Origin of the sequence: Vibrio harveyi (genome assembly GCF_030060435.1) — a bacterium.
GTDB lineage: Bacteria > Pseudomonadota > Gammaproteobacteria > Enterobacterales > Vibrionaceae > Vibrio > Vibrio harveyi.
In genome coordinates this window covers 1,970,919-1,992,480 of record NZ_CP125876.1, presented here as the reverse complement: position 1 = coordinate 1,992,480, position 21,562 = coordinate 1,970,919, and the positions used below count along the sequence as shown (strand labels likewise).

The 21,562-nt window shown below is 44.2% G+C and carries 13 protein-coding genes; 11 read left to right on the top strand and 2 right to left on the bottom strand.

The annotated features are described in order from the left end of the window. Position 1 precedes the first annotated feature (1 nt). Both QMY49_RS25395 and QMY49_RS25390 read left to right on the top strand, forming a co-directional pair. On the top strand, positions 2-1,237 hold the full coding sequence (locus QMY49_RS25395; RefSeq protein ID WP_069688171.1) for a TolB family protein: 1,236 nt from the start codon (positions 2-4) through the stop codon (positions 1,235-1,237). After that, positions 1,230-5,921 carry an OmpA family protein gene (locus QMY49_RS25390; protein ID WP_283315236.1) on the top strand — a complete coding sequence of 1,564 codons (4,692 nt, stop codon included), beginning with the start codon at positions 1,230-1,232 and terminating at the stop codon, positions 5,919-5,921. The genes QMY49_RS25395 and QMY49_RS25390 overlap by 8 nt, the downstream gene beginning before the upstream one ends. Positions 5,922-5,991: 70 nt before the next feature. Here the strand turns inward: QMY49_RS25390 and QMY49_RS25385 are convergent, their stop codons facing one another. Further along, positions 5,992-7,629 carry a sigma-54-dependent Fis family transcriptional regulator gene (locus QMY49_RS25385; RefSeq protein WP_253649604.1) on the bottom strand — a complete coding sequence of 546 codons (1,638 nt, stop codon included), beginning with the start codon at positions 7,627-7,629 and terminating at the stop codon, positions 5,992-5,994. Continuing rightward, on the bottom strand, positions 7,616-10,294 hold the full coding sequence (gene tssH / locus QMY49_RS25380) for a type VI secretion system ATPase TssH (RefSeq protein WP_283315235.1): 2,679 nt from the start codon (positions 10,292-10,294) through the stop codon (positions 7,616-7,618). Before tssH ends, QMY49_RS25385 begins: the two co-directional genes overlap by 14 nt. 454 nt (positions 10,295-10,748) lie before the next feature. On the opposite strand from tssH, the gene QMY49_RS25375 reads away from it, so the two are divergent. The 9 genes from QMY49_RS25375 (at position 10,749) to tssB (ending at position 21,562) form a co-directional block, all read left to right on the top strand. After that, a complete protein-coding gene (locus QMY49_RS25375; protein ID WP_005449492.1) occupies positions 10,749-11,267 on the top strand; it encodes an Hcp family type VI secretion system effector in 519 nt (172 codons plus the stop codon). A gap of 72 nt (positions 11,268-11,339) precedes the next feature. Beyond that, a complete protein-coding gene (locus QMY49_RS25370; protein WP_283315233.1) occupies positions 11,340-13,418 on the top strand; it encodes a type VI secretion system Vgr family protein in 2,079 nt (692 codons plus the stop codon). After that, positions 13,418-13,903 carry a hypothetical protein gene (locus QMY49_RS25365; RefSeq protein ID WP_009696466.1) on the top strand — a complete coding sequence of 162 codons (486 nt, stop codon included), beginning with the start codon at positions 13,418-13,420 and terminating at the stop codon, positions 13,901-13,903. The genes QMY49_RS25370 and QMY49_RS25365 overlap by 1 nt, the downstream gene beginning before the upstream one ends. Before the next feature lie 95 nt (positions 13,904-13,998). Continuing rightward, positions 13,999-15,318: a hypothetical protein gene (locus QMY49_RS25360; RefSeq protein ID WP_283315231.1), complete on the top strand. Its 1,320-nt coding sequence runs from the start codon at positions 13,999-14,001 to the stop codon at positions 15,316-15,318. After that, on the top strand, positions 15,299-16,291 hold the full coding sequence (locus QMY49_RS25355) for a DUF2169 family type VI secretion system accessory protein (RefSeq protein WP_047515599.1): 993 nt from the start codon (positions 15,299-15,301) through the stop codon (positions 16,289-16,291). Before QMY49_RS25360 ends, QMY49_RS25355 begins: the two co-directional genes overlap by 20 nt. Then, on the top strand, positions 16,284-17,228 hold the full coding sequence (locus QMY49_RS25350; protein ID WP_050907840.1) for a hypothetical protein: 945 nt from the start codon (positions 16,284-16,286) through the stop codon (positions 17,226-17,228). The genes QMY49_RS25355 and QMY49_RS25350 overlap by 8 nt, the downstream gene beginning before the upstream one ends. A 223-nt stretch (positions 17,229-17,451) precedes the next feature. Further along, positions 17,452-19,452, top strand: a complete 2,001-nt coding sequence (locus tag QMY49_RS25345) for a serine/threonine protein kinase (RefSeq protein ID WP_069218588.1) — start codon at positions 17,452-17,454, stop codon at positions 19,450-19,452. Then, the gene (tssA, locus tag QMY49_RS25340) at positions 19,452-21,029 is read left to right on the top strand and encodes a type VI secretion system protein TssA (protein ID WP_069218589.1); all 1,578 of its coding nucleotides are present in this window, start codon (positions 19,452-19,454) and stop codon (positions 21,027-21,029) included. The genes QMY49_RS25345 and tssA overlap by 1 nt, the downstream gene beginning before the upstream one ends. 26 nt (positions 21,030-21,055) lie before the next feature. Further along, positions 21,056-21,562, top strand: a complete 507-nt coding sequence (gene tssB / locus QMY49_RS25335) for a type VI secretion system contractile sheath small subunit (protein ID WP_005449476.1) — start codon at positions 21,056-21,058, stop codon at positions 21,560-21,562.

Sequence of the window (21,562 nt, the reverse complement as noted above, 5' to 3'; positions counted from 1 at the left end):
AATGAAACGAACAACGTTAAGTATCACGCTTCTTTCGACAGTTATGTTATTAAATGGCTGTGGTGAAGAAAGTAATCAAACTTCGAATACGGTAACAACACAATCCGTAGAAAAAGAACCTACTCAGAAGGCTTGTTACGATGTTGGTGAAACAACGTCACTCGATCGCAAAGATGTAACCGGACCACGCTGCCAATGGCAAAGTGAGCACAACTTTATTGTTTACTCTGAAGATCTGTCCAAGCCTGAATACCCAGGTACACTTCCCGTAAAACCAGGCTATGCTGTTCGCAGAGCAAAAGAGTGGCCTCGTGAAGACTTGTCTGATGCGAGCTCTTATGACAAACCTCGAATTCAGTTTTGGTGGAATAATGTCAGCTCACGAGACCCTCTCGTAAACGATTACGAAAATGGCTACAAAATTTGGAGCGTGAAAATTGATGGGACAGATTTACGTTTAGTTACGGATGATATGCCAAGTATGGCGTCACCTCAGACCTTTGTGACGAGCCGTTCCCCTAATAATCGTTATGTGGCATACGCATACAGTTATGGCGAGCCTCTGATAAAAGCGATCTTTGACTTAAAAACGCAACAGACCATTCAGTTGGGCAGTGCGCGCACCAAGCCATATTTAGTCTGGGCGGACGACTCTAGTTACATCTATTTCTCAGATGGTTTTAAGCGTTTTAAATACACACTAGCTACGGGAACCAAAGAAGAGGTAGATGTACCGTTGTCTGAAGATACGGTCATTGTAGATGGCAAGTTAATCAATGCCGCGGGCTTGGGGGTGGGAGTTTATGACGCCAAGACACTCAAACGCTTATACACGATTTTACCTGAAAAAGAGTTTGAAGACTCCGTCGATATTGAAAAGCGTATCTACCGCCAAATTGCCATCAGCCCTAATGGAAAATACGTGTGGGCAGTAAACTCGTACCGTAAAGTGTTGATCAACGTTGAAGAAAAAACGTGGCTTGCGTTTTCTAAGGAAGGCGATGAAAAGAACGTTTATGCTAAAGTGGGCAATATCAGTAACAACGGTAATGAAACGCAAAGAGGAGCAGCAATAATAACCATAAGACGTTATGGGCCAGATCTCCGTTATGAAATGAATGGAAATGGTGCTCAGTCATGGAAGGTGATTCAATCTGGTCAAAACACGATAACACCAGTGTTATATAATGCCGATGCTAATTATGGACGCTTTCTGGAGGTAGATAACGATGAGTAATAACTTTAAGTATTTACCAACAGATGTCTATTTGTTCGGTGTCGATTTTCCTAATATTGGGGATGCACAGAACCCTCAATATAGAGCGATTAATATCGAAAAAGATCTGACCTCATTAGAAGAGTTGAAAAATATCCGCCCTATGTCACGTCTTCCTATTGCCATAAATTTAGGTGAGGAAAGCGCTGCTCTTTGGGCGACAGACGATTTAGGCCGTTTACATGTACTCGGTGATTCAACGCAGAAAAACCCAAAAACCAACGTCAATCAGGTTTTGGCACTGCGTTCGCCCGTACATGAACTAACACAGAAGACGTATAAGCTGTCTTTTCCTGAATGGTCAATGCTTACAGAGTTGGCGATTGGTGCGCAGAGTAAGGCTCGCCCAATCAAAAAGGCGTGCGCAGACCTCGCTTCTATCTTAGAAAAGCTAAAGGGGTATGGCGGTGATCAAACGCTTAACTCGCTAGAAAAAAAAGTGGAATATGCTGTTACAGAAGTAAAGCGTTCACAGCTCGCACCAAAATATGAAGTAGGTACTCAAGCGCTAACTGATGAGCAAGTTACATATAACAAATGGTATGACTCTGTACCTGAAGATAAGCCCATTCGTGGTTTTATCGTGCCAACTTTTTCATTTCTCGCTGTAGCGTTTTCAACCGATGATTATGACCTCGCTATTGTTGATGTAAAGCGTTTCGACGAGACAACGAGTACACATAAAAGCTTACAAGAAGAGGACACTGTAACGCAGGCTAAACTTGATAAAATCAGCGGTTCGCATCGTCCAATCGCGTTGTTTCCGTTGGCGTCAGAGGATTTTACTGATGGCATGTACACCATTGAAGTGGTTTTCGACCGAGAGTTAGCAGGTAAAATTCCCGAATTTGCCCAGAATGCCACTAATGTAACCAAAGAGTATGATGAGTTTGGACTTATCTCCAGAGTCACCTACGAGCTACGAGAGTACATCACGCTTAGCCAAACGACACCGTTTGGTAAGATCGCGGTTGTTGCGGGCGACATGATCTCACTTGAAGAGTCTTTGATATACCAATTTCCTACGCAGTTTAAAGCTCTACAAGCCTTCCGAATGGGAGAGCTTGAAAAACTAGAGAATAGCGGAACGACTGCCAGTATGAGTGCTGCGCTGTGGGAGATTGGTACAAAAGTTACACCAAGTTTGGTTAATGCTGGCATTAATATTCATCAAAATCCCTCAAGTAAACACGACGTGATTGGAAGTTTAGCAAATACGTTTTGGGGGCAAGTAGACAAGGGCGCTTTACCCCCAGCCATGATTTCGGCATTGGAGTTTTCATTTGGGGTATCGGCGACTGCAGCAGCTTACCAAACTCTTCAAGATTTACGCCAAGCAGCATCGGAATCTGAGCGTGCAGCTCAAGTGGGCTTAAAAACGCTTCTCAAAGAGAAAGGGTTTGATAAAAGTAAGTTCTTTACCAAGGTTATTGAACCTGCGAGAAATGGTAATGCCCACGTTGTGGCGGGGAGTGCTGCTAGAACGTGGTTGACAGGTAACGGTAGTGTCAAAAGCTTTTTGTCGCCCTTTGCTGGTGCCGGGCTCAATGCAATTAACACCTTCTATGAGATAAAAGAGATCACTGACAAAAGCGAGCAATTACGCTTAGCAGAAGAGAAAGCTAAACTCAGGAAAAGTTATTTTGAGCAGGTATCACGTGATTATCTGAACTGGGTACCAGTCTGGAAAGAAAGTCTGAAGAGCGGGGAATTACTACTTAAGCAAATCATAGATAAGTTAGGCGACAATGTAACGTTTACTGACAGCATTCCGAATGACGTTGCTGAAGACAGTGCAATGTTTGTTAAAGACCATAAAGGTGCCGGTTTACGCTTGGTTTTTCCTTTTGATAACAATCAGGTTCAAGCCCCTCACTTGTCATATTTGGCTGCTGTTGATAAAGAATTATCCAAGATTCCAAATGCCGTTGTTGAAATCGAAGGGCATGCCTGTCAAAACGGTGATTCAGAATATAACCAAAACCTTTCGCAACAGCGAGCACAGCATGTTGCTGAGTTCTTTTCTTCAGTCAGTGACATTCGATTTTTTGGCGAACGTCGACCGATAGTCGAGGTACCAAACAACGAAATCAAACGCGAAAACGCTCAACTTAATATTAACCGACGTGTTGAGGTTCGAATCTACCTACAAGAGTTTGCTGCGAGAATTCCACCGAGTCGACTCGGCTTTAAGGCTATGGAGCAAGCGCGTTTAGCTCAGTTAAATGCGAACTTGGGAGAAGAAGCAATTGCAAAAGAGCTCAAGCTAGCTATCTTCGAGATGATCGTTGGTATGGCTTGCTATGTTCCGATAATAGGACAGGCAGCAAGAGGCTTTTTCGTTGTCAAAGAAGGCGGGAAAATGCTGATGAGTGGCGCCCAGTTGCTAGACTCTGCGCTCTTCGATTATTACTTGTCTTCCTACAACGAAGTTAGAAAAAGCATATCTGCGATTGAACAACTTAGCCATGAAACCACAGAGATTATTGATTCATTGGCTGAAATTAATACTCAATTGACCGAGATGTATTTTACGTCTTCAGAGGCGTTAGTCGAGCACCTAGGAAAAGCAACGGGTGCAAAGGAGTTGATTAAGCGCTATCAACGCCGTGCACTTGCTATTAATGGTTTGGTGCTTTTGATTCAAAGAGCTTGTGCTGAGGGCGAACAAGAGTTCACAAAGCAGTGGCAAGTATTAGCCATCGATGAATACATTCAGCGATATATCGAAACCGACGGCTGGATATTAAACACAGAGTTAAAAGAAAACTTGTGTAACTTGTGGCTCCAAGAACTCATGCGTCGTGAGGGACACAAGCAGTTAGTTGAAAGTTACGGTGAAGAAATCGCTGAACAAATCATCACTCGTAACAAAGCCAACTATATTGCTCCAAAAAGGAAAGACGTTTCTGGGGCGTTTAATGTCGCGTTTCCAGTGCAAGACAAGCTCTATAATCGTGATCAACAACGAGGCTTAGTGGAGTTTGCGACACAGTTTAATGTTGAGTCTAAAAAATTATCAGAAGAGGACCTAGGGTTCGTTAGGTTATTAGTCTCTGAGCCTCATGACAACTCTAAATGGGTCACCTTTGATGAGTGGGAGAAGGCACGATTAAAAGCAAATAAAAAGGTGCGATTATCGCCTTTCCACCGTTTGAAGTGGCAAATGGTGTTAGGCAAACAAAGTCTAAAACAGATGACGTCAAATGTGTTTCAGTGTGAGATGTCTTATCAGCGCACTGACGGTTTACTTAATACCAGTGGACCTAAGTTTAATTTGATGTTCAAACCGATGAAACTCGAGGAATTTAGTGTAGATCCCAAAGGTGAGTTGGCCGAATTTTTTGAGGCGGAAAAAGCAGATAGCAAAGTCCTTATTGGTTGTGAGTTTGAGCCGTATTTTTACTTTGGTGATGATGTCTTCTCTGGTGTGAAGCCTTTGATCGCCAAGCATGATTTAGTCGATTATAGCGGCTACTTATCTAAAGTTGCTCTCGGTCCGATTTTTGGGCAGGTGATAAAAATTGACTCCCAACAAGATGTACTCAAAGAATATGTAAACAGCGGTGGCTTCAAAAATATGACCTATGAGTTCACTCTCTCTGGAAGCAACTATAAGCTACCAGTACGAGTGGACAAGACAGTCGGACGATTTATTACGTCACCTAGACAGATTCCTGTAGGGGTTGATACAAACCATAACTATACACTCTCTGCTAAATCGGGCTTTTTGGCGAACGGAAATAGTGTGTCAGAGAAAGATTTGTTAACGCTAGATTTTGTCTTACATAGTAAAGTTCATAAAGGCCCGACAAAGCCTGTTATCGATGACATTAAGCACAGTGCGATTGCGGTCAACTACGGGAATAAACGACAGTTTATGAACGAGGACAGTATGTTCACTACGGCAGATGAGCTAAAAGGCTTTGATTGGACTTCGAAGAAGTCATTCGCTATGGAAGTTATGCTCATTGGTGGCAAGCACAGAAAAGAGTCGTATCAGGGCCAAAATCTTGAATGGCAGAGTGTTCCAGTTTCACTAAAGCTCTCAACCACTTTTGATAATGAAGCCGTATTTGGATCTGAAACTACCTCTGGTCCTGAGCATCTAAGTAACCTTACTTATATTGGGATACTAAAGAAGGACGGTTCTAAATGGATGCTAGATGACAGCGATGTGATTAACAAAAATATAAGCGCAGATTTTGTCTCTGAGGCTCTATCCAACATAGACATGGAAGAAGATTTCGGTGGTAAGGTCGTCTACGCGTCTCGATTCGAGTTCGCATTTAAAGCGCTGAACGGGCAAGAAATCAAGGGACTTCGACCATTTGGCCCCGTTGTTTCGACATCTGGTAGATTCCAAGAAGCAGTTCTAAAGGTGTCCTCTCTAACACAACGCAATACAGCGGAAAAGACGCCGTTCAAACTTGGAAGCTTTGAGATGTCGTTAGGCAGGCAGTACAAAAATGTAGATGAATTATCTTATTTTTCTGATTGTGAAGACCCAAGCTATAAAGTTGATAAAGATATGTACATCAACTGGGCAAAACTGAAACCAGACGAGCGTACAGAACGTTTGGTAACTTGGATTAGAGACCCATACTTGGCAACCATAATTGAAGCGTCGATTCTCAACAAATAAAAAAACCGCCTTCGGGCGGTTTTTCTTTTCTTATCAATGAAAACTGAAGTAGGAGTTCTCGCTTCTCCAATCAACCCGCTGCAGAAATATCGTATTTCTTCATCTTATGGTTGAGGGTACTCATTGGTAGAGCCAACTGTTCGGCGGCTTTCTTGGTGTGCCAGTTGCAGGCATTTAAGCAGTCGATGATCACTGTGCGCTCGTACTGACTGACCACTTCCTTAAGACCCATCAAGCCATCGTCAGAATCAGAACGCCTTGGTTCTTGAACTGGCTGTTCAGGTTGCTCGGTAACAGGGGAGACAGCATTAACTTCGAAGCTTGGCACATCTTCTAGTATTTGTTCACCAAACTCAATGTGAGTGATGGTTTCAAAATCTGACAGTAGCACTGAGCGTTCGATGATGTTTTTAAGCTCGCGCACGTTACCCGGGTATGGGTACGCAAGAAGCTGTTTACGGACGTTGGCACTTAAGCCTGGTGCCTGTGGTAAACCTAACGTGTTAGTCGTGTGCTGAACAAAATGTTCCGCAAGTGGAATAATGTCCGACTGACGTGCTCTCAGCGGTGGTAAGGTAATCGGGAATACATTCAAACGGTAGAACAAATCGGCACGGAATCGGCCATCTTTGATTTGCTGCATGAGATTACAGTGGGTGGCCGCGATTACGCGAACGTCTACCTCAATCTCTTTGCTAGCACCGATAGGGCGAACCTTACGCTCTTGTAGCACACGCAAAAGCTTTGCTTGCAGTAGCATTGGCATATCGCCGATCTCATCTAAGAAAAGCGTACCACCATTGGCTGCTTCAAACAGACCGACTTTGTCTTTATCTGCACCAGTGAATGAGCCTTTCTTATGACCGAAGAGTTCCGATTCTAATAATTGCTCTGGGATTGCGGCACAGTTCTGAACGATCAAAGGTTGCTCTGCTCGGTTAGAGTTTTCGTGAATGTATTTCGCGATCACTTCTTTACCAGCGCCCGTTTCACCACGCAATAACACATCGACAGGAAGGGATAACACCTTATCAAGTCGATTCAAGACATTGAGCATTTCTTCGCTCTCTGCAATAGGACCCTGATAGGTTTTTTGGGTACGCTTTTTGAGTTGAGTGTTCTCACGAAGCAGTGCTTGGTTATCGGCACTCAGGCTTTTGATCACTTGCCCATATTGCTCTAACCAAACCGCTTGGCGAATATTGCTTGCGGCCATGCGACAGAACTCGGTGAGTGCGGCTTCGTTGTCGATAACACTTAAGTCGAGCAAGACCAAGAGTCCAATGGTCTTACTTTCGCTATCAATCAAAGGCCAAGCCAGTAAATTCTCGCTCTTTAATCCAAGCGTCTGCTCAGTTAGATAAATGCTGTCACAGTCGTAGCCGTTGTACTTATACAACTCGTTAATCAACACCACCTCACCATTGCGAATGGCAAAGTTAAATGGGTCGTTCTCACTAGCGGAATCTATCTGCAATGCCTCCCAAGGGTGGGAAACAATCGTTTTATCGTTATGGTGAGCGGTACTTGGAATCAACGCCTGGCCAGTCTGATCCAAAACATAAATGATGCCGTGCTTTGCGAGGGTCATTTGTCTCGCAGCAGTCAACACGGCATCTAAGGTTTGGGTAAGCTGGCTGCGATCAGCCAAAGATTGACTGATCGCAAGTAGGGCGTTGCTAAGTTCGCTATGGTTAGCTGAACGCATAGGTTAGTGTTCCTTGCTCATCGACAGACACTTCGATTTGCGTATGTGAATCATCCTTGTCATGCACTAGTAGCTGAGTCGATAGCTGAGGCAGTAGTTGACGGTTGATGACCGCATCAATGTTACGCGCACCTGTTTCAGCAAGACGACAGTTACCAAGTACGAACTCAACCAAGTTATCTTCGTAGCTCAAAGACAACTTATGATGACTCTGTAGACGCTGAGAGACTTTGTTGAGTTTGTGGTGAATGATTTCTGTCATTGCTTCATCAGACAGCGGAACAAATGGCAGTACCGACATACGTGCCAATAGCGCTGGTTTGAAGTGTTGGTTCAACGTCGGGCGGATGGCTTCTGCGATGATGTTGGCATCGATGTCTTTTGATTGATGAACCAAAGATTCAATCTCATGCGTCGCAAGGTTGCTAGTCATGATGATTAGCGTGTTCTTGAAGTCGATAGTACGACCTTCACCGTCGTTCAGTGTACCTTTATCGAACACTTGGTAGAACAGGTTCAACACTTCTGGATCGGCTTTTTCAACTTCATCAAGCAGCACAACTGAGTATGGACGTTGACGAACGGCTTCTGTGAGCATGCCTCCTTCACCGTAGCCTACATAACCCGGAGGTGAACCGATTAGGCGAGATACCGTGTGCTTCTCTTGAAACTCAGACATGTTGATGGTCGTCATGAAGCGCTCACCACCAAACATTTGGTCGGCAATTGCACGAGCGGTTTCGGTTTTACCCACACCGCTTGGACCAACGAGCAGGAATACACCTGTCGGTGCGTCTGGGTTTCCTAGGCCGGCTTTTGCAGTTTGGATACCTTCAGACAGTGCATCGATAGCGTATTCTTGACCTTTGATGCTTTGCGTTAGGCTTTCTTTTAGCTTGAGAGTGGTTTCTGCTTCGTCTTGAAGCATCTTGCCCATTGGGATACCTGTCCAATCAGAGATAACGTGGCTTACTTCATCTGGTCCCACTTCAAAGTGAACCAAAGGGTTACCGCCACGAATCGCGTCTAGCTGTTCTTGGCAGGCTGAAATTGCAATGCGAACTGCTTCTTCATCCATTTCTGCGCATGGAGAAATGTCTTGCTCATGTTCTGATTCTTCATCAGTAATCTGCTGTTCTTCGTTGGTTTCAGCAGACACTAACTCATGTAAACGAGAACGTAGTGCAATCATTTCTTCGATTTGCTCTTTCTCTTTGTGCCATTGTGCTTCTTGTTCTGCTAATTCTTCTTTTGTTGCTTCCATTGCCAGTTTTAGGTCTGGAATATTAGCAAGACTGTGTTTATCGCCTGTTTGTTGTAGCGCATCTCGCTCAAGGGCTTCGAGCTCGCGCTGTTGTGCAGCAAGCTCTTGTTGAAGTGTTTCTACAGACGCAGGAATGGCATTTAGACTGATGTTCACACGCGCGCATGCTGTATCTAGAACGTCAATGGCTTTATCTGGCAGTTGGCGACCCGAAATGTAACGAGCTGAGAGCGCTGCAGCTGCGGTGATGGCATCATCGCGAACGTATACATTGTGTGATTTTTCGTAAGCAGGGCGCAAACCACGGATGATCAATGCCGCTTGTTCCGGAGAAGGCTCGTCGAGTTTCACAAGTTGGAAACGACGCGCAAGGGCAGGATCTTTCTCGAAGTACTTTTTGTATTCCGACCAGGTTGTTGCTGCGATTGTCTTGACTTCACCACGGGCTAGTGCAGGCTTTAGCAAGTTTGCAGCATCGCTGCCGCCTGCTTGGTTACCGCCACCAACAAGTGTGTGTGCTTCATCGATGAAAAGAATGATAGGGGTTGGCGAGTTTTTCACTTCATCCAATACAGCGTTTAGGCGTTTCTCGAATTCACCTTTTACGCTTGCCCCGGCTTGTAGAAGTCCCATATCCAAGCCATAAAGCTCGACACCTTTTAGGTTGTCAGGCACATCGCCTTGCACGATCTTAAGTGCTAGTCCTTCAACGACGGCTGTTTTACCAACGCCAGGCTCACCAACCGCAATAGGGTTGTTTTTGCGACGACGGGCAAGAATGTCCACAATTTGGCGGATCTCTTGGTCACGGCAGAATACTGGATCGATTTCGCCTTTGCGTGCTTTACCAGTGAAGTCGGTCGTGAACTTGCTCAGTGCTGAGCCATCTTCACGAGCTTGAGTGTTTTCTGACGTGGCGACTTGCGCTTCGATAGAGTGGCTCGTTAGCTCTGCAAAGTTGCGTTTTAGACTATCAGGATTTAGGGCTTCAAGGATAGAGGCGTAACCGTGTTGACCGTAACGTAGAGGGTTGCTAACAAGAGTAAGGAGCAGAGCACCGGAGCGGATTTGTGTTTCAGACAGATCTAAAGAAGAAACCAGCCAGCTTTCTTGTAACCATTCAATTAATAAAGCAGAAAAAACGGGTTTGCTGCCATTCCCTTTGGCGTTGGTATCGAGAGTAGATCGAACCGATTGTCTTAATAAGTTCTCTGAACAATCAAAATGACTTAATAAGACGTCAAAATCACTATTTGGCCTTTCTAATAGACTCAATAAATAGTGCTCAATTTGAACTTCGTTTGCTTTTTCAGAAACTGCAAGTGCAGCTGCGTCTTCTAGTGCAACTTTTGCTATCGGGTGTAGACGCTGAATTAATGAAGAAAGGTTTATATTTATCATGACCATTTAATTCTTTAGAGGAAAAGATGTAATGGCTATTATACTAAAAGTGACAATGTTCTTTTTTTATCAAGATATTTTAACTAGCGTTTATTGGTGATTTTAATGAGAGTATTAGTGGTAATATTTATCGTGGCGAATCATACTTTGTTATTTTGAATTAATTATTAGTGAATATAACTAAAAGGCTAGGTTTATTAACTTTATTGTCTTGTTGTTATATGGTTATTTCCACTTTTTATATTCGAAACAATTTATTATTATTTGAATCCAATTTTTTGGTTTTTCAACCAATAAATTGTACTTAACAAATAGGCAAATAATGGCTGATTTCTTGTAAGTTATTGTATTTTATTGTTTATTTTAGTTGGCATGGAGTTTGAATATACCAAGTAGTCGCGGTGATAAGCGATTTGGTGATTAAACAAAACAGATTTTAGAAAAGGAAATAGCGATGCCAACTCCAGCATATATGTCTATCAACGGTGAAACTCAAGGTCACATTACAAAAGATACTTACTCTGCGGACTCTGTAGGTAACACATGGCAAGAAGCTCACGTTGATGAGTTCCTAGTGCAAGAGCTTGATCACGTGCTAACTGTTCCACGTGACCCACAAAGCGGTCAGCCAACTGGTCAGCGTGTACACCGCCCACTTGTTGTAACTAAAGTTCAAGACCGTTCTTCTCCACTACTATTCAACGCACTAGTATCTGGTGAAAAACTTCCTGAATGTGTGATTCGTTTCTACCGCACTTCAGTTCAAGGTAAGCAAGAGCACTACTACTCAATCAAACTGATTGATGCGCTACTTGTAGATATCCAAACTCGTATGAACCACTGTCAAGACGCAGCAACCGCAGACCGTGTGACAGAAGAAGTACTTAAGTTCACTTACCGTGCAATTGAAGTGACTCACGAAAACTGTGGTACAGCGGGTAACGACGACTGGCGTGCTCCACGCGAAGCTTAATTGCTCTTTGCGTAAAGATTCAGGGCCAACAATTGTTGGCCCTAATCCGATTATTTGTATCAGGTAAAAGATATGGTGAATGACGTAGAATTTAAATTTGAAGTGCCTGGATGTGGGCATGAATTTCGAGTAGAAAGTTTTCAAGTGAATGAAGAGCTTTCGAAACCTTTTCACATCAGTCTCTCATTACTTTCACTTGATCCAGATATCTCTTTTGATGCGTTAATACGAAAAGCGGGCACATTAACCCTTTATGGACAAGGTGTTGGTGCTGCACGTGTATTTAACGGTGTCGTGAATGAAGTTCGCTATTTGGGGACTGGGCGCCGTTTCTCTCGATACCAATTGGTTTTGGTGCCGCAAGCTTGGTTTTTATCTCAGCGTCAAGATTGTCGAATTTTCCAGCAGAAGTCTGCGCAAGATATTATTACTGAAGTGCTGGATGATGGGGCAGTCACCGATTATCGCTTCGAGCTTTCAGGCATATATCCTCCCAAAGAATACGTTCTTCAATATCGTGAATCGGACTTGCATTTCGTTCAGCGCATGATGGCTGAGCACGGTATGTGGTACTACTTTGAGCATACTGATGCAAATCACACCATGGTAATAGTGGATAGTAATGATGCGATTGCACCTTTGGTGAGTTCGCCAATCAATGCTTCTTACATTGGACCGATTGTTTATCATGCTGATGGTGGTGGCGTTGCCGATCGTGAGCACATCTCCGATCTAGAGTTAGTTAACCGGGTGCGAACGGGTCAGGTTACGTACACGGATTATAACTATGAGCAACCAAAGATCCCGCAAGAGATGACGCATGCGGGCGATCTTGACCAAGACTTGAAGCAGTTTGATTACCCTGGTCGTTACGTGGACCCTGCGATGGGGCAGGTAAGAACGACGGAATGGATGTCTGAACATATTGTTGATAATCAACAGGTTGAAGCGAGCAGTGATGTGATGCGTTTAGCATCTGGTTACAGCTTTAATGTCAGTGAACATCCTCGCGCTGAAATCAACCGTGACTACCTCATGTTATCTGTCATGCACACAGGGCAAGATCCACAGGTGCATGAAGACGAAACGAGTGGTATGCCAACCACTTACTACAACCAGTTCTCTTGTATTCCACGCGATGTGGTATTTAGAGCGCCTAAATTGGCTGCACCTGTTGTTGATGGTCCACAAACCGCTGTTGTGGTTGGTCCTGCTGGTGAGGAGATCTACACCGATAAACTCGGACGAATTAAAGTTCAGTTCCATTGGGATCGCTATGGTGATAACGATGAGCACTCAAGCTGTTGGATTCGTGTAAGTCAATCGATGGCAGCGCCAACTTGGGGGGCTGTGTATTTGCCGCGTATTGGTCATGAAGTGGTCGTCACGTTCCTTGAGGGTGACCCAGATCGTCCGTTAGTGACTGGGGCTGTGTACAACGGTCTGCATTTCCCTCCTTATGCGCTACCTGAGAACAAAACGCGTACTACGTTCCGTACCCAAACACACAAGGGGACAGGCTACAACGAGCTGAGTTTTGAAGACGAAGCAAACCAAGAAGAAGTTTACATTCATGCTCAAAAAGATATGTCGACTAAAGTACTCAACAACCGTTACCGCGATATCGGTCAGGATGAGTTCTTAAAGGTAGCGCGTCATCAAACCAACGAAGTGCATGGTGACCACAAAGAAACCATTGATGGTCATAAGACTACGCAAGTAAACAGCACATTTACCGAGACCGTAGAGCAAGATGTAACCGTCACTTACAACGCCAACGAAACTCAGTATGTAAAGAATAACTCTGATTTAGAAATTGGCGATAACCGCACAACTAAGATCGGTAAAAACGACGATTTGGACGTGGGTGAAAACAGTAACCTGACGGTAGGGGCGTCTAAGAGTTCGGATATCGGTGCCGATGACAATCAAACCGTAGGCGGCAATTTAACGGTATCGGTCAAAGGTAACACATCATACAAAGCCGACGGTGCGACGCAAATCATCAGTGGTGACAAGATTGTGTTGAAAACAGGCGGCTCTTCATTAGTGATGAACAGTGATGGCTCAATCAAGCTGTCTGGCTCTTCAATCACCATTGAGGGCAGCGATAAAGTCGTCGTGAAGGGTGGTAACGTAGCGATTAACTAATGATGGAAAAACAACCACTTACTACAGAAACTATCACGAAACAGCAAGCCGATACTCCGGCTTGCTTTTCGCGCTTTGGAACCATAGTCGCCATCAACGAATCCACAGGCAGTGTTCGAGTTGATTTTGATGGAAATCCATTTAACCAGCCACTTACCGCAAGGTTAGGGCGTGGCTTTCGTCGTTCTGAGTTACAAATGGCCATCGATAACCAGTTGAGTTGTCGAATTGAATTCCTGAACGAAGACTTAAGCTTGCCATTCGTGACGGACATATTCTTTTCCATTTTGGATGATTCTGACGAATTTGTATTAAGAGCCAAAAAGATGGTGATTGAGACAGAACAGGAGCTGATCGTTAAAAGCGGAGAGACAGAAACTCGTTATAGCGGGCGCGATGGTCGTATCACCACAAAGGCTAAGTACGTCACCTCTCAAGCAGAAAAAGCACAAAAAATTCAAGGTGGAACGATAGCAATTAACTGAGCACAACGAGCTGATTGTTAATAACTAACCATTACTAACTAATTGCTACTAGTTGACTGCTATCGCGTTCTCGTACGCTAACAATGGATAAGTAGATGCGACAAAGAATCGGTGTCGAGCACCTAAAGGCACCTATAACCAATCAAGACGTTGAAGGTGCGTTGGCGAAAGCCGAACGTGCAGTGAGCGACCTTTCCCAACTGCCAGCAACATGGCTGACCTTTTGCAACGAAAAGCTTTCTATCGCCTCAGAGAGCCTCGGATTCTTAATTAGGCAAAGAGTCCAAATTCATAAACGTGGTTATCCAAGTCGTGAATTGGAGTATCTCAAGCTCATTGAGCGCCAAATTGCTGAGCTCAAGCAGGTTTACTTATCGTTTTATCGATTAGCACCGGGGTTGATTCATCAATTAAGAAACCAAGAGCCAGAAATCTATACCTGGATCATGCTTCAAGGAGAGTTAGGCTCAGAGCTTGATAACCTTTTGTGTGGTCTGAGTTTACTCGAAGAGCTAGACAGGCATACCGCTATGGTGATTGTTACGCAATCGCCAGTAGAGCATATCGATAGTGTGATGTCTGAACTTATCGAAGGTAAAGTGAAAGCCAGCGCGTATTATTTTGAGTGCCTACGTGTCCGCCAAGCATTGAGTGTTGCGTTGATTAAACGTTGGCACAAAGCGGAAATCATCCTTTCCAATATCGCTTTGCCATTACTGGCGTTGCAGGATGTGGAAGAGGGTATTGAATGGATCAACGACAATGCTAATGGTGAACAGTATCTGTTTGAACGTTTGATTACTAAACGCGACCGAGGCACTTGGTTCCGTCAGTATTTTGGTACTGAACGGAGTCAGTTGCCTTCTGATCAGATACTCACTTTTGCAAAATTATTGGAGCTTAGAGAGTTTGAAGTGTTTGATATTTCTTCTTCGTTAGCTCCTGTCGATTTTGCACTGAGTGGGGATCACAGGCTAGTACCTAGAATCATCGATCACTTGCAAAGTTTAGAAGAAGATGAAGGCGAAGTTTGGATTCAAGCATTGTATGTGGTCTACGGAAAACTTCTTCACCTGACTCCGCAAGACATTGGCGTTGAGCATGAGTGGGGAGAGATTATCGATTTGCTTAACGAGTGGGTGGAAGATGAAAAGTATGTCCAAAACCTACCCAGTCGTATGGGTTATGCATTGAGCTTCGAATCTACTTTAGCGGCGATGCAAGATGCCAATGTTGATGTCATGTTCCGCGATTGGCTATGGCGTCAAATCTGTATTCAATCAAGAGCTTATGTGCCATGGGATATGGCTATGCCGATCCATCAGCAAGACTGGAACTTTAACAATTTAAAAGCCGCACCTTCGGCGATCGAACGATTCAACTTAAGGAATAGCAATGCAGTTATGGGATATTGAAGCCAACCCAGAGCTATCACTTAAAGGGCGTTTTCAACGTGATGAAAACGGCGATGAAGTGTGGGTTGTTGTCGCTAAACGTACTTGGCAATTCGATGGAGTGGTTTGGCACGAATTAGGTGAAAGTGAAATCTTCGATGATCCCCAATATTTGGGCGAAGAAGGCTTCTCTGCGATGAAAGTTGACCACGAGTTTGCGTATACCAAAGACAACACAGATGTACTTGTTTACGGCAAAGCGCGCAGCTACGCGAAAAAGCCAGTGACATACCAAGAGTGCCGAGTTCTGATTGATGGTCATATCGATAAGACTCTCGCTATCCACGGAGAGCGCGTGTGGGTTGAACACGGGGGGAGTATCACACTCAGTAAACCGACGCCCTTTATAGAAAGAGATATTGATTACACCTGCGCGATCGGTGGTGACTTACGTAACCGAATTGGCGGTGGTGTCGCTGATTCCAATAAAGCGTTACTTGAGCAGAAAGTGCCCTCGGTTTTCTACCCGAGAGAAGAGTGGAGTGCTACTTCAAAAAACCTGCGAGTGGCGGGCTTTGGACCTATTCCCCCATTTTTTGAGTCTCGCCAAAAACTGGCTGGCACGTTTGATGAAGATTGGATTGAAAATCGCAAACCAATGCTACCGCTGGACTTCGATAGGCGCTTTTTTCAAAGCGCGCCCACCGACCAACAATGCAAAGGTTTTCTTCATGGAGGCGAGCGTTTAATGATGAGCGGCTTTTGTCATGATGACACGCTTTCATTTCGCATTCCTAAAGAGAAGTATCGTGCAACCGCCACTTTTAAAGACGGCAGCTACCAGGTCGATATGGCGATGTATACCTTGTTCGTTGATACTGAAAAGCAAGCCGTATCAATCACTTATACAGCCGCGTTTCCCTGTCAAGGCAAAGAACATTTGTTGGTCTCTACGTCTATCACCCTATTAGAAGAGGTAAGCGAGCATGCCTAATTCAACCGGTCGTTACGTGTTAGGCATGGAAGTCATGACGCCTACAGGAATGAACCTGGACGTTGCTACTAGCGTGGCTAAGGCGGACTTAGCTAGGTTTGATCAAATGGTCGGTAAAGACGGTATTGAACGATTTACGTTTGCCACAATCGAATACACGAAAGAGAGCGAATTATTTGGAAAAACCTGTGAGCTAACGGCTCACTTACTGGATTCCCTTTTGGTCCAACTACCTCGGTCCTTGAAGCCGATTCCGTTACTTATTTCTGTGCCAACGACAATTTCATTAGCGAAGATACAAGAGTGGCTCGGTGAAAGTGACTATTCTGACTTTCTTTCTGTGGTTGAAGCCGTGCATGCAAGCGGTCCTAGCTTCGTGCTACAGGCAATGAAGTCTATGGATAAATACGACGCCATGATGTGCATTAGCGTGGACTCTACGGTGAGTTCGATGCAAGAGCTTATTGACGATGCGATGGTAATGAGTACGAATAACCCATGGGGTGTTATTCCGAGTGAGGGGGGAGCGGGGTTAATTCTTTGCAGAAGAAATACTTTAGAAACATTGAAACTTAAGCCTCAAGCACAGCTTGGTTATATCGACACAGAATTGAATACCGCAGACCGAAGAGGCATGTTTAGACTTGTGCAGCGAGTGAGTAAAAAACTTGATTCGTTTGGTGAAGTTTATTCAGACATGACAAACCTGCGCGCGCATACGGAAGATTATGGTTTTGCTCTAGGTGCTAAAGCAGAACGCTTCATTGATCCAGAACAACCTAATCTTATCAATGAGTTATGGGGAACGATGGGCAGTTGTTCGTCACTTGCGCTGATTGCGTTTACAGTTAAGAATCATCACTTTAACCACCCGGCATCGTTATTAATGTTTGATTTTAATGGCGACAAAGGGATGCTTCAATTATTGGCATGCTAGTGTGATTCTTAAAGTAATATCCTTGAAGTCTTTTCAAGAACCTTTACTCGATAAAAACAACATAATTGATGTAGTGAAAGCGTAAGTTAATGAGTCTAATAACTTAGTAATTATCACTAAAGTAATAGGTTTACCGTTCGTTTTAAATACCAGCCTTGAAACAAGGATGTTTCAGCAAATATTATTTCGGCCTAATAATATTTGTTCGATAAAAGAGTGCAAAGTGTCAGATAAGCAGGGAGCAGCCAAAGGTTATATTGATCAATTGGTTGTTAAAGCCATTGAGAAAAAGAAACAGAACGAGCAAAGATTGGCGCAAAAAAATAAGCCAAAGCTTGAGTATGTACTTTTTTCACAATTTGATGTGCTAGACACAATGTTATCGAAAAATGGTAGGACGACCGTCTATCATCTCGCCAAAAAGGGTCAACCAGAAAAACAAATCTGCTGTAAAGTCGTCAATGAAGACGCCCCAGATATTGCCAATAAAATGTTGGTCAATGAAGCAAGCAGATTAGAGCTCTCTCAGCACCCAAGCGTCGCTGATTTTATTAAGATCGGTAACGAATTCGAACGCCCATATTTAATGTACGAGTGGATTCAAGGTGAATCACTGGCAGAGAAGATGGAACGCCATTCCTCTAAAGGTTTTCGCCACGACCACATTGCTTGGTTAGTGTATCAACTTGCGGGTGCGCTGGAGTTTATGCACACCCGAGGTATTTGCCATCTTGATATTAAGCCGTCAAATGTTCTTGTTAGTGAGGGCGACTACGTTAAGTTGATCGACTTTGGTGCCGCGCGCTACATCGGTGAAACCGAGTCTCATGCTGAAGCGAGTTTGAGTTATGCGTCACCCCTGTATCTCGAGACAGGTACGACAGAACCACAAGACGATGTTTATTCGCTCGCGCTATTAACTGGCCATCTATTTATTGGTTCGATCTTTGGTGATGCTTGGCACAAACAGTTAAAAGATCGCAAACGTCCGGCATTAATTCCAAACCATATTTGGAAACTGCTTAAGCAGGTGATTAATAACCCAAGAGGGCACGGCTACACGGCAATTTCCTTTGCCCAGCAACTTGCACGTATTGACACTCAATCTATTGATTCACAATCGAATGCACCTATTTTTAGCAGTTTACGCAATGCCGATTTATTATTGACACACTGTAAACCTCAAGATAAAGCGAGTTACGGTCGCTTTAAAGTGCTAGAAGCGAGTTTGGTATTGAGTGTGGTGGCAGTAACGGGTCACTACTTGTACCAGCAGAATCAGCCAGAGTGGAAAACGATCGTTAAGTCGCAGCCTATCTCGCAAACGGAAACACCACTGGTGAGCACCATCAAACCAGCGCAAACGGCTTCTTTTTTGGCTCAACCCCCTTGGGCGATTGAAACTGCACTTAACGATATGGAAAAAGACGTGATTTCGACTGCGCCTTATCGTGAAGCTTACCAAGTACAACAAATGAAACTGTCTAAGTTGTACAAAAAGAATCAGGCTCAATTGACGTCTTATCAAGCTTTGGCGGATGAGTTACCAAAAACGCTGGTGGATTTACGCAAAGAGCTGGTCACGCTGCGAGAAAAACTCGTTGATGATGGAGCATTATTCCCATACGCAGACAAAACCTTGACCAAAGTGATGGCTGGTTTGAATGTTGCTTCGATAGATTCAATGAAGATCTCTGCTGTTGCAGGAAGTAAAGACGAACAGATTGCGAACTTAATCCTCGATGGCGAAGCAAAGCTTGCAGACGAAGAAATGAAAGCTGCTTGGTTATTAAATCAATCTGAAGCTTATTTCTATAGCCAAGTCTTGCCAAACAAAGTGATGGAAAATATCAATGCGTCTATCGATTCACACGCAAAAGATCACTTTTATACCAAAGCCATTGAAGAGGCTAAAGCCGCTAAAGCTTACTTTGGTAGTACGCCAGAGCTCAACAAAAAGGTGACGGATCTCATTGTTGCTCGAAGCGAGTTCATTTTGTTTAGTACCGTCACTGAGCAATCCGTATTTGATAAGCAAAAGCTGCACGATTCACTATCCGACCTTGAGCGAAATGCCCCAAAGAAATTTGGCGAAATTACCGACCTGCTTGAGAGCATGGCTAGAGACTCCATTGATAAAAGTCATCAACTTTCTCGTCCTGCGCGTGGTGCAATCGCGGTTGAACGCGCTCTGAGAGACTACTTAGCAGAGGGGAGAAGTTAATGTCAGTCATTGAAATTGAACGCTTGCTCGCTCCCATCTCTGATTCCGCACCTGTAGGTGAGGATGCTCGCTACGAATTTTGCTATGAAATGATGGAATCCGAAGTAAAGAAATTCGGCTCATTGTTTGGTGAAACGGTAGATTGGAGCGTCGTAAAAACACATGCCACTGAAGTTCTAGAGCATCACAGCAAAGATTTAAAAGCAATTTGTTACCTCGTTCGCGCTCTAACAGAAGAGTTTGGACTGCAAGGCTTTGAACAAGGTCTGAAGCTGATTAGTGAGGCGTTAAATCGTTTTGGTGTTGAACTGTATCCGTCGCGAAAGCGAGGTCGAGATGGCGCAGTGGAGTGGCTGAACCATCAATTTAAGTTGGTGAGCAGCAAGTTGGCTGAAAGCCCTCAGTCTTGGGCATTAGTTTCAAGTTGTATTTCAACCATCGAAGATGTACAGCGTCAGTACGACGACGTTTATCAAGACTCGGAAGCGGACTTCTTCGAGATTCGTACGCAGTTAAATGTGTTGTCTCAACAAGTTGCTGTCGACAATCAGAGCGACGATGCAACAGCGACTCTAGAACAAGCGACACCAGCAGCACAGCCTGCCAAAGCCGAAGTGGTAGAAACGCCAGCGCAGAGTGATGTGCAAACTAAGGCATCTAACACGGTTTTGCAGACTTCTAAACCTGCACCAGTTAAGAAAGCCGTCACAAAAGAAGTCGATATCGATACGGACTTCTCGTCGCCAACCGCTTCGAAACGCACCTTGAAGAAAGTCGCGGAAGTGATGCTTCATGCCAACCCAAGTGATCCTCTGGCTTACCGAATTTATCGTCATCTAACGTGGGATGACATTGACGGTCTGCCTGATCATCAAAACAATCAAACGCCTTTGAGTTTGGCGGTATCGTCCGATCAACAAACGGAATACCGAGATAAAGCCAATCAAGAAAGCGATATCGACACCATCAAACGCTTGGAGCGCACATTAACTGATGCGCCGTTTTGGCTGACGGGTCACTACTTAGTGTCTTTGATGCTCAATAACTTGGGTTTTGATGACGCAGCAATTGCTGTGAAACAGGAAGTGAAGCGTTTTGTTGATTCGCTAGAGGGCATCGAGTACCTCACATTTAAGAATTCTTTGCCATTTGCAGATGAAGCTACCTTGAGCTGGTTATCGACTCAAGATGCAACTTCTTCGTCTTCTCAACCCGTTGTTCAAACGGTTGTGATTTCTGAAGAAGATTCGCTGCCGATGGAGGATATCACTCTAGAAAATCTAGGGGAATATGCCGCTGAACTTGCCCGCAAACTTGAGCTGGATAGCTCGGGACGTGGACAGTTCATGCTGTATTTACAATTGATAGCAGCTTACCAGTCTGTTGGATTATACCCGTTGTGTCTGCCTTATCTTGAGAAGGGTTGGGAAGTACAAAAAGCGTTTAATCTCGCGAGCTGGGAACCCCACTTATCGTCACAGTTAGAAGACCTGATTCGAAAAACACTCCATCAGTTATTCAGAAGTAAGGACCTTTTGCCTGAGAAGTATGAAGAGTGGAAAGCAATTTATGACTAATTAAAGAGTTAAATAAGGAACTAATTATGTCACGTGACGGCTCGGTGGCTCCTAAAGAGCGAATTAATATCCGTTATGTTCCAGCAACTGGTGATACGCAAGATGACGTAGAGCTGCCGCTGAGCATGATGGTTGTTGGTGATTTTACTGCACGTGCAGATGAGACGCCAATCGAAGAACGTACTCCAATTAATATCGATAAAGACAACTTTAACGAAGTGCTAGAAGGCATGTCTCCAAACGTTAAAGTTAACGTTGAAAACCGTCTTTCTGATGAAGAAGGTGGTCAAATCGGCGTTGATTTGACGTTCCAAAACATGAAGGACTTCTCTCCTGAAGCGATCGCGAAAAGCGTACCTGAACTAAACAGCCTGCTTGAGCTTCGCGAGGCCTTAGTTGCACTTAAAGGTCCACTAGGTAACGTTCCTGCGTTCCGTAAGAAGATCGCATCGGTTCTTCAAGATGAAGAAGCGAGAAAGAAACTGTTGGATGAACTAAGCATTGGCGATGACCAAGAAGCGAAAGAAGAGTAA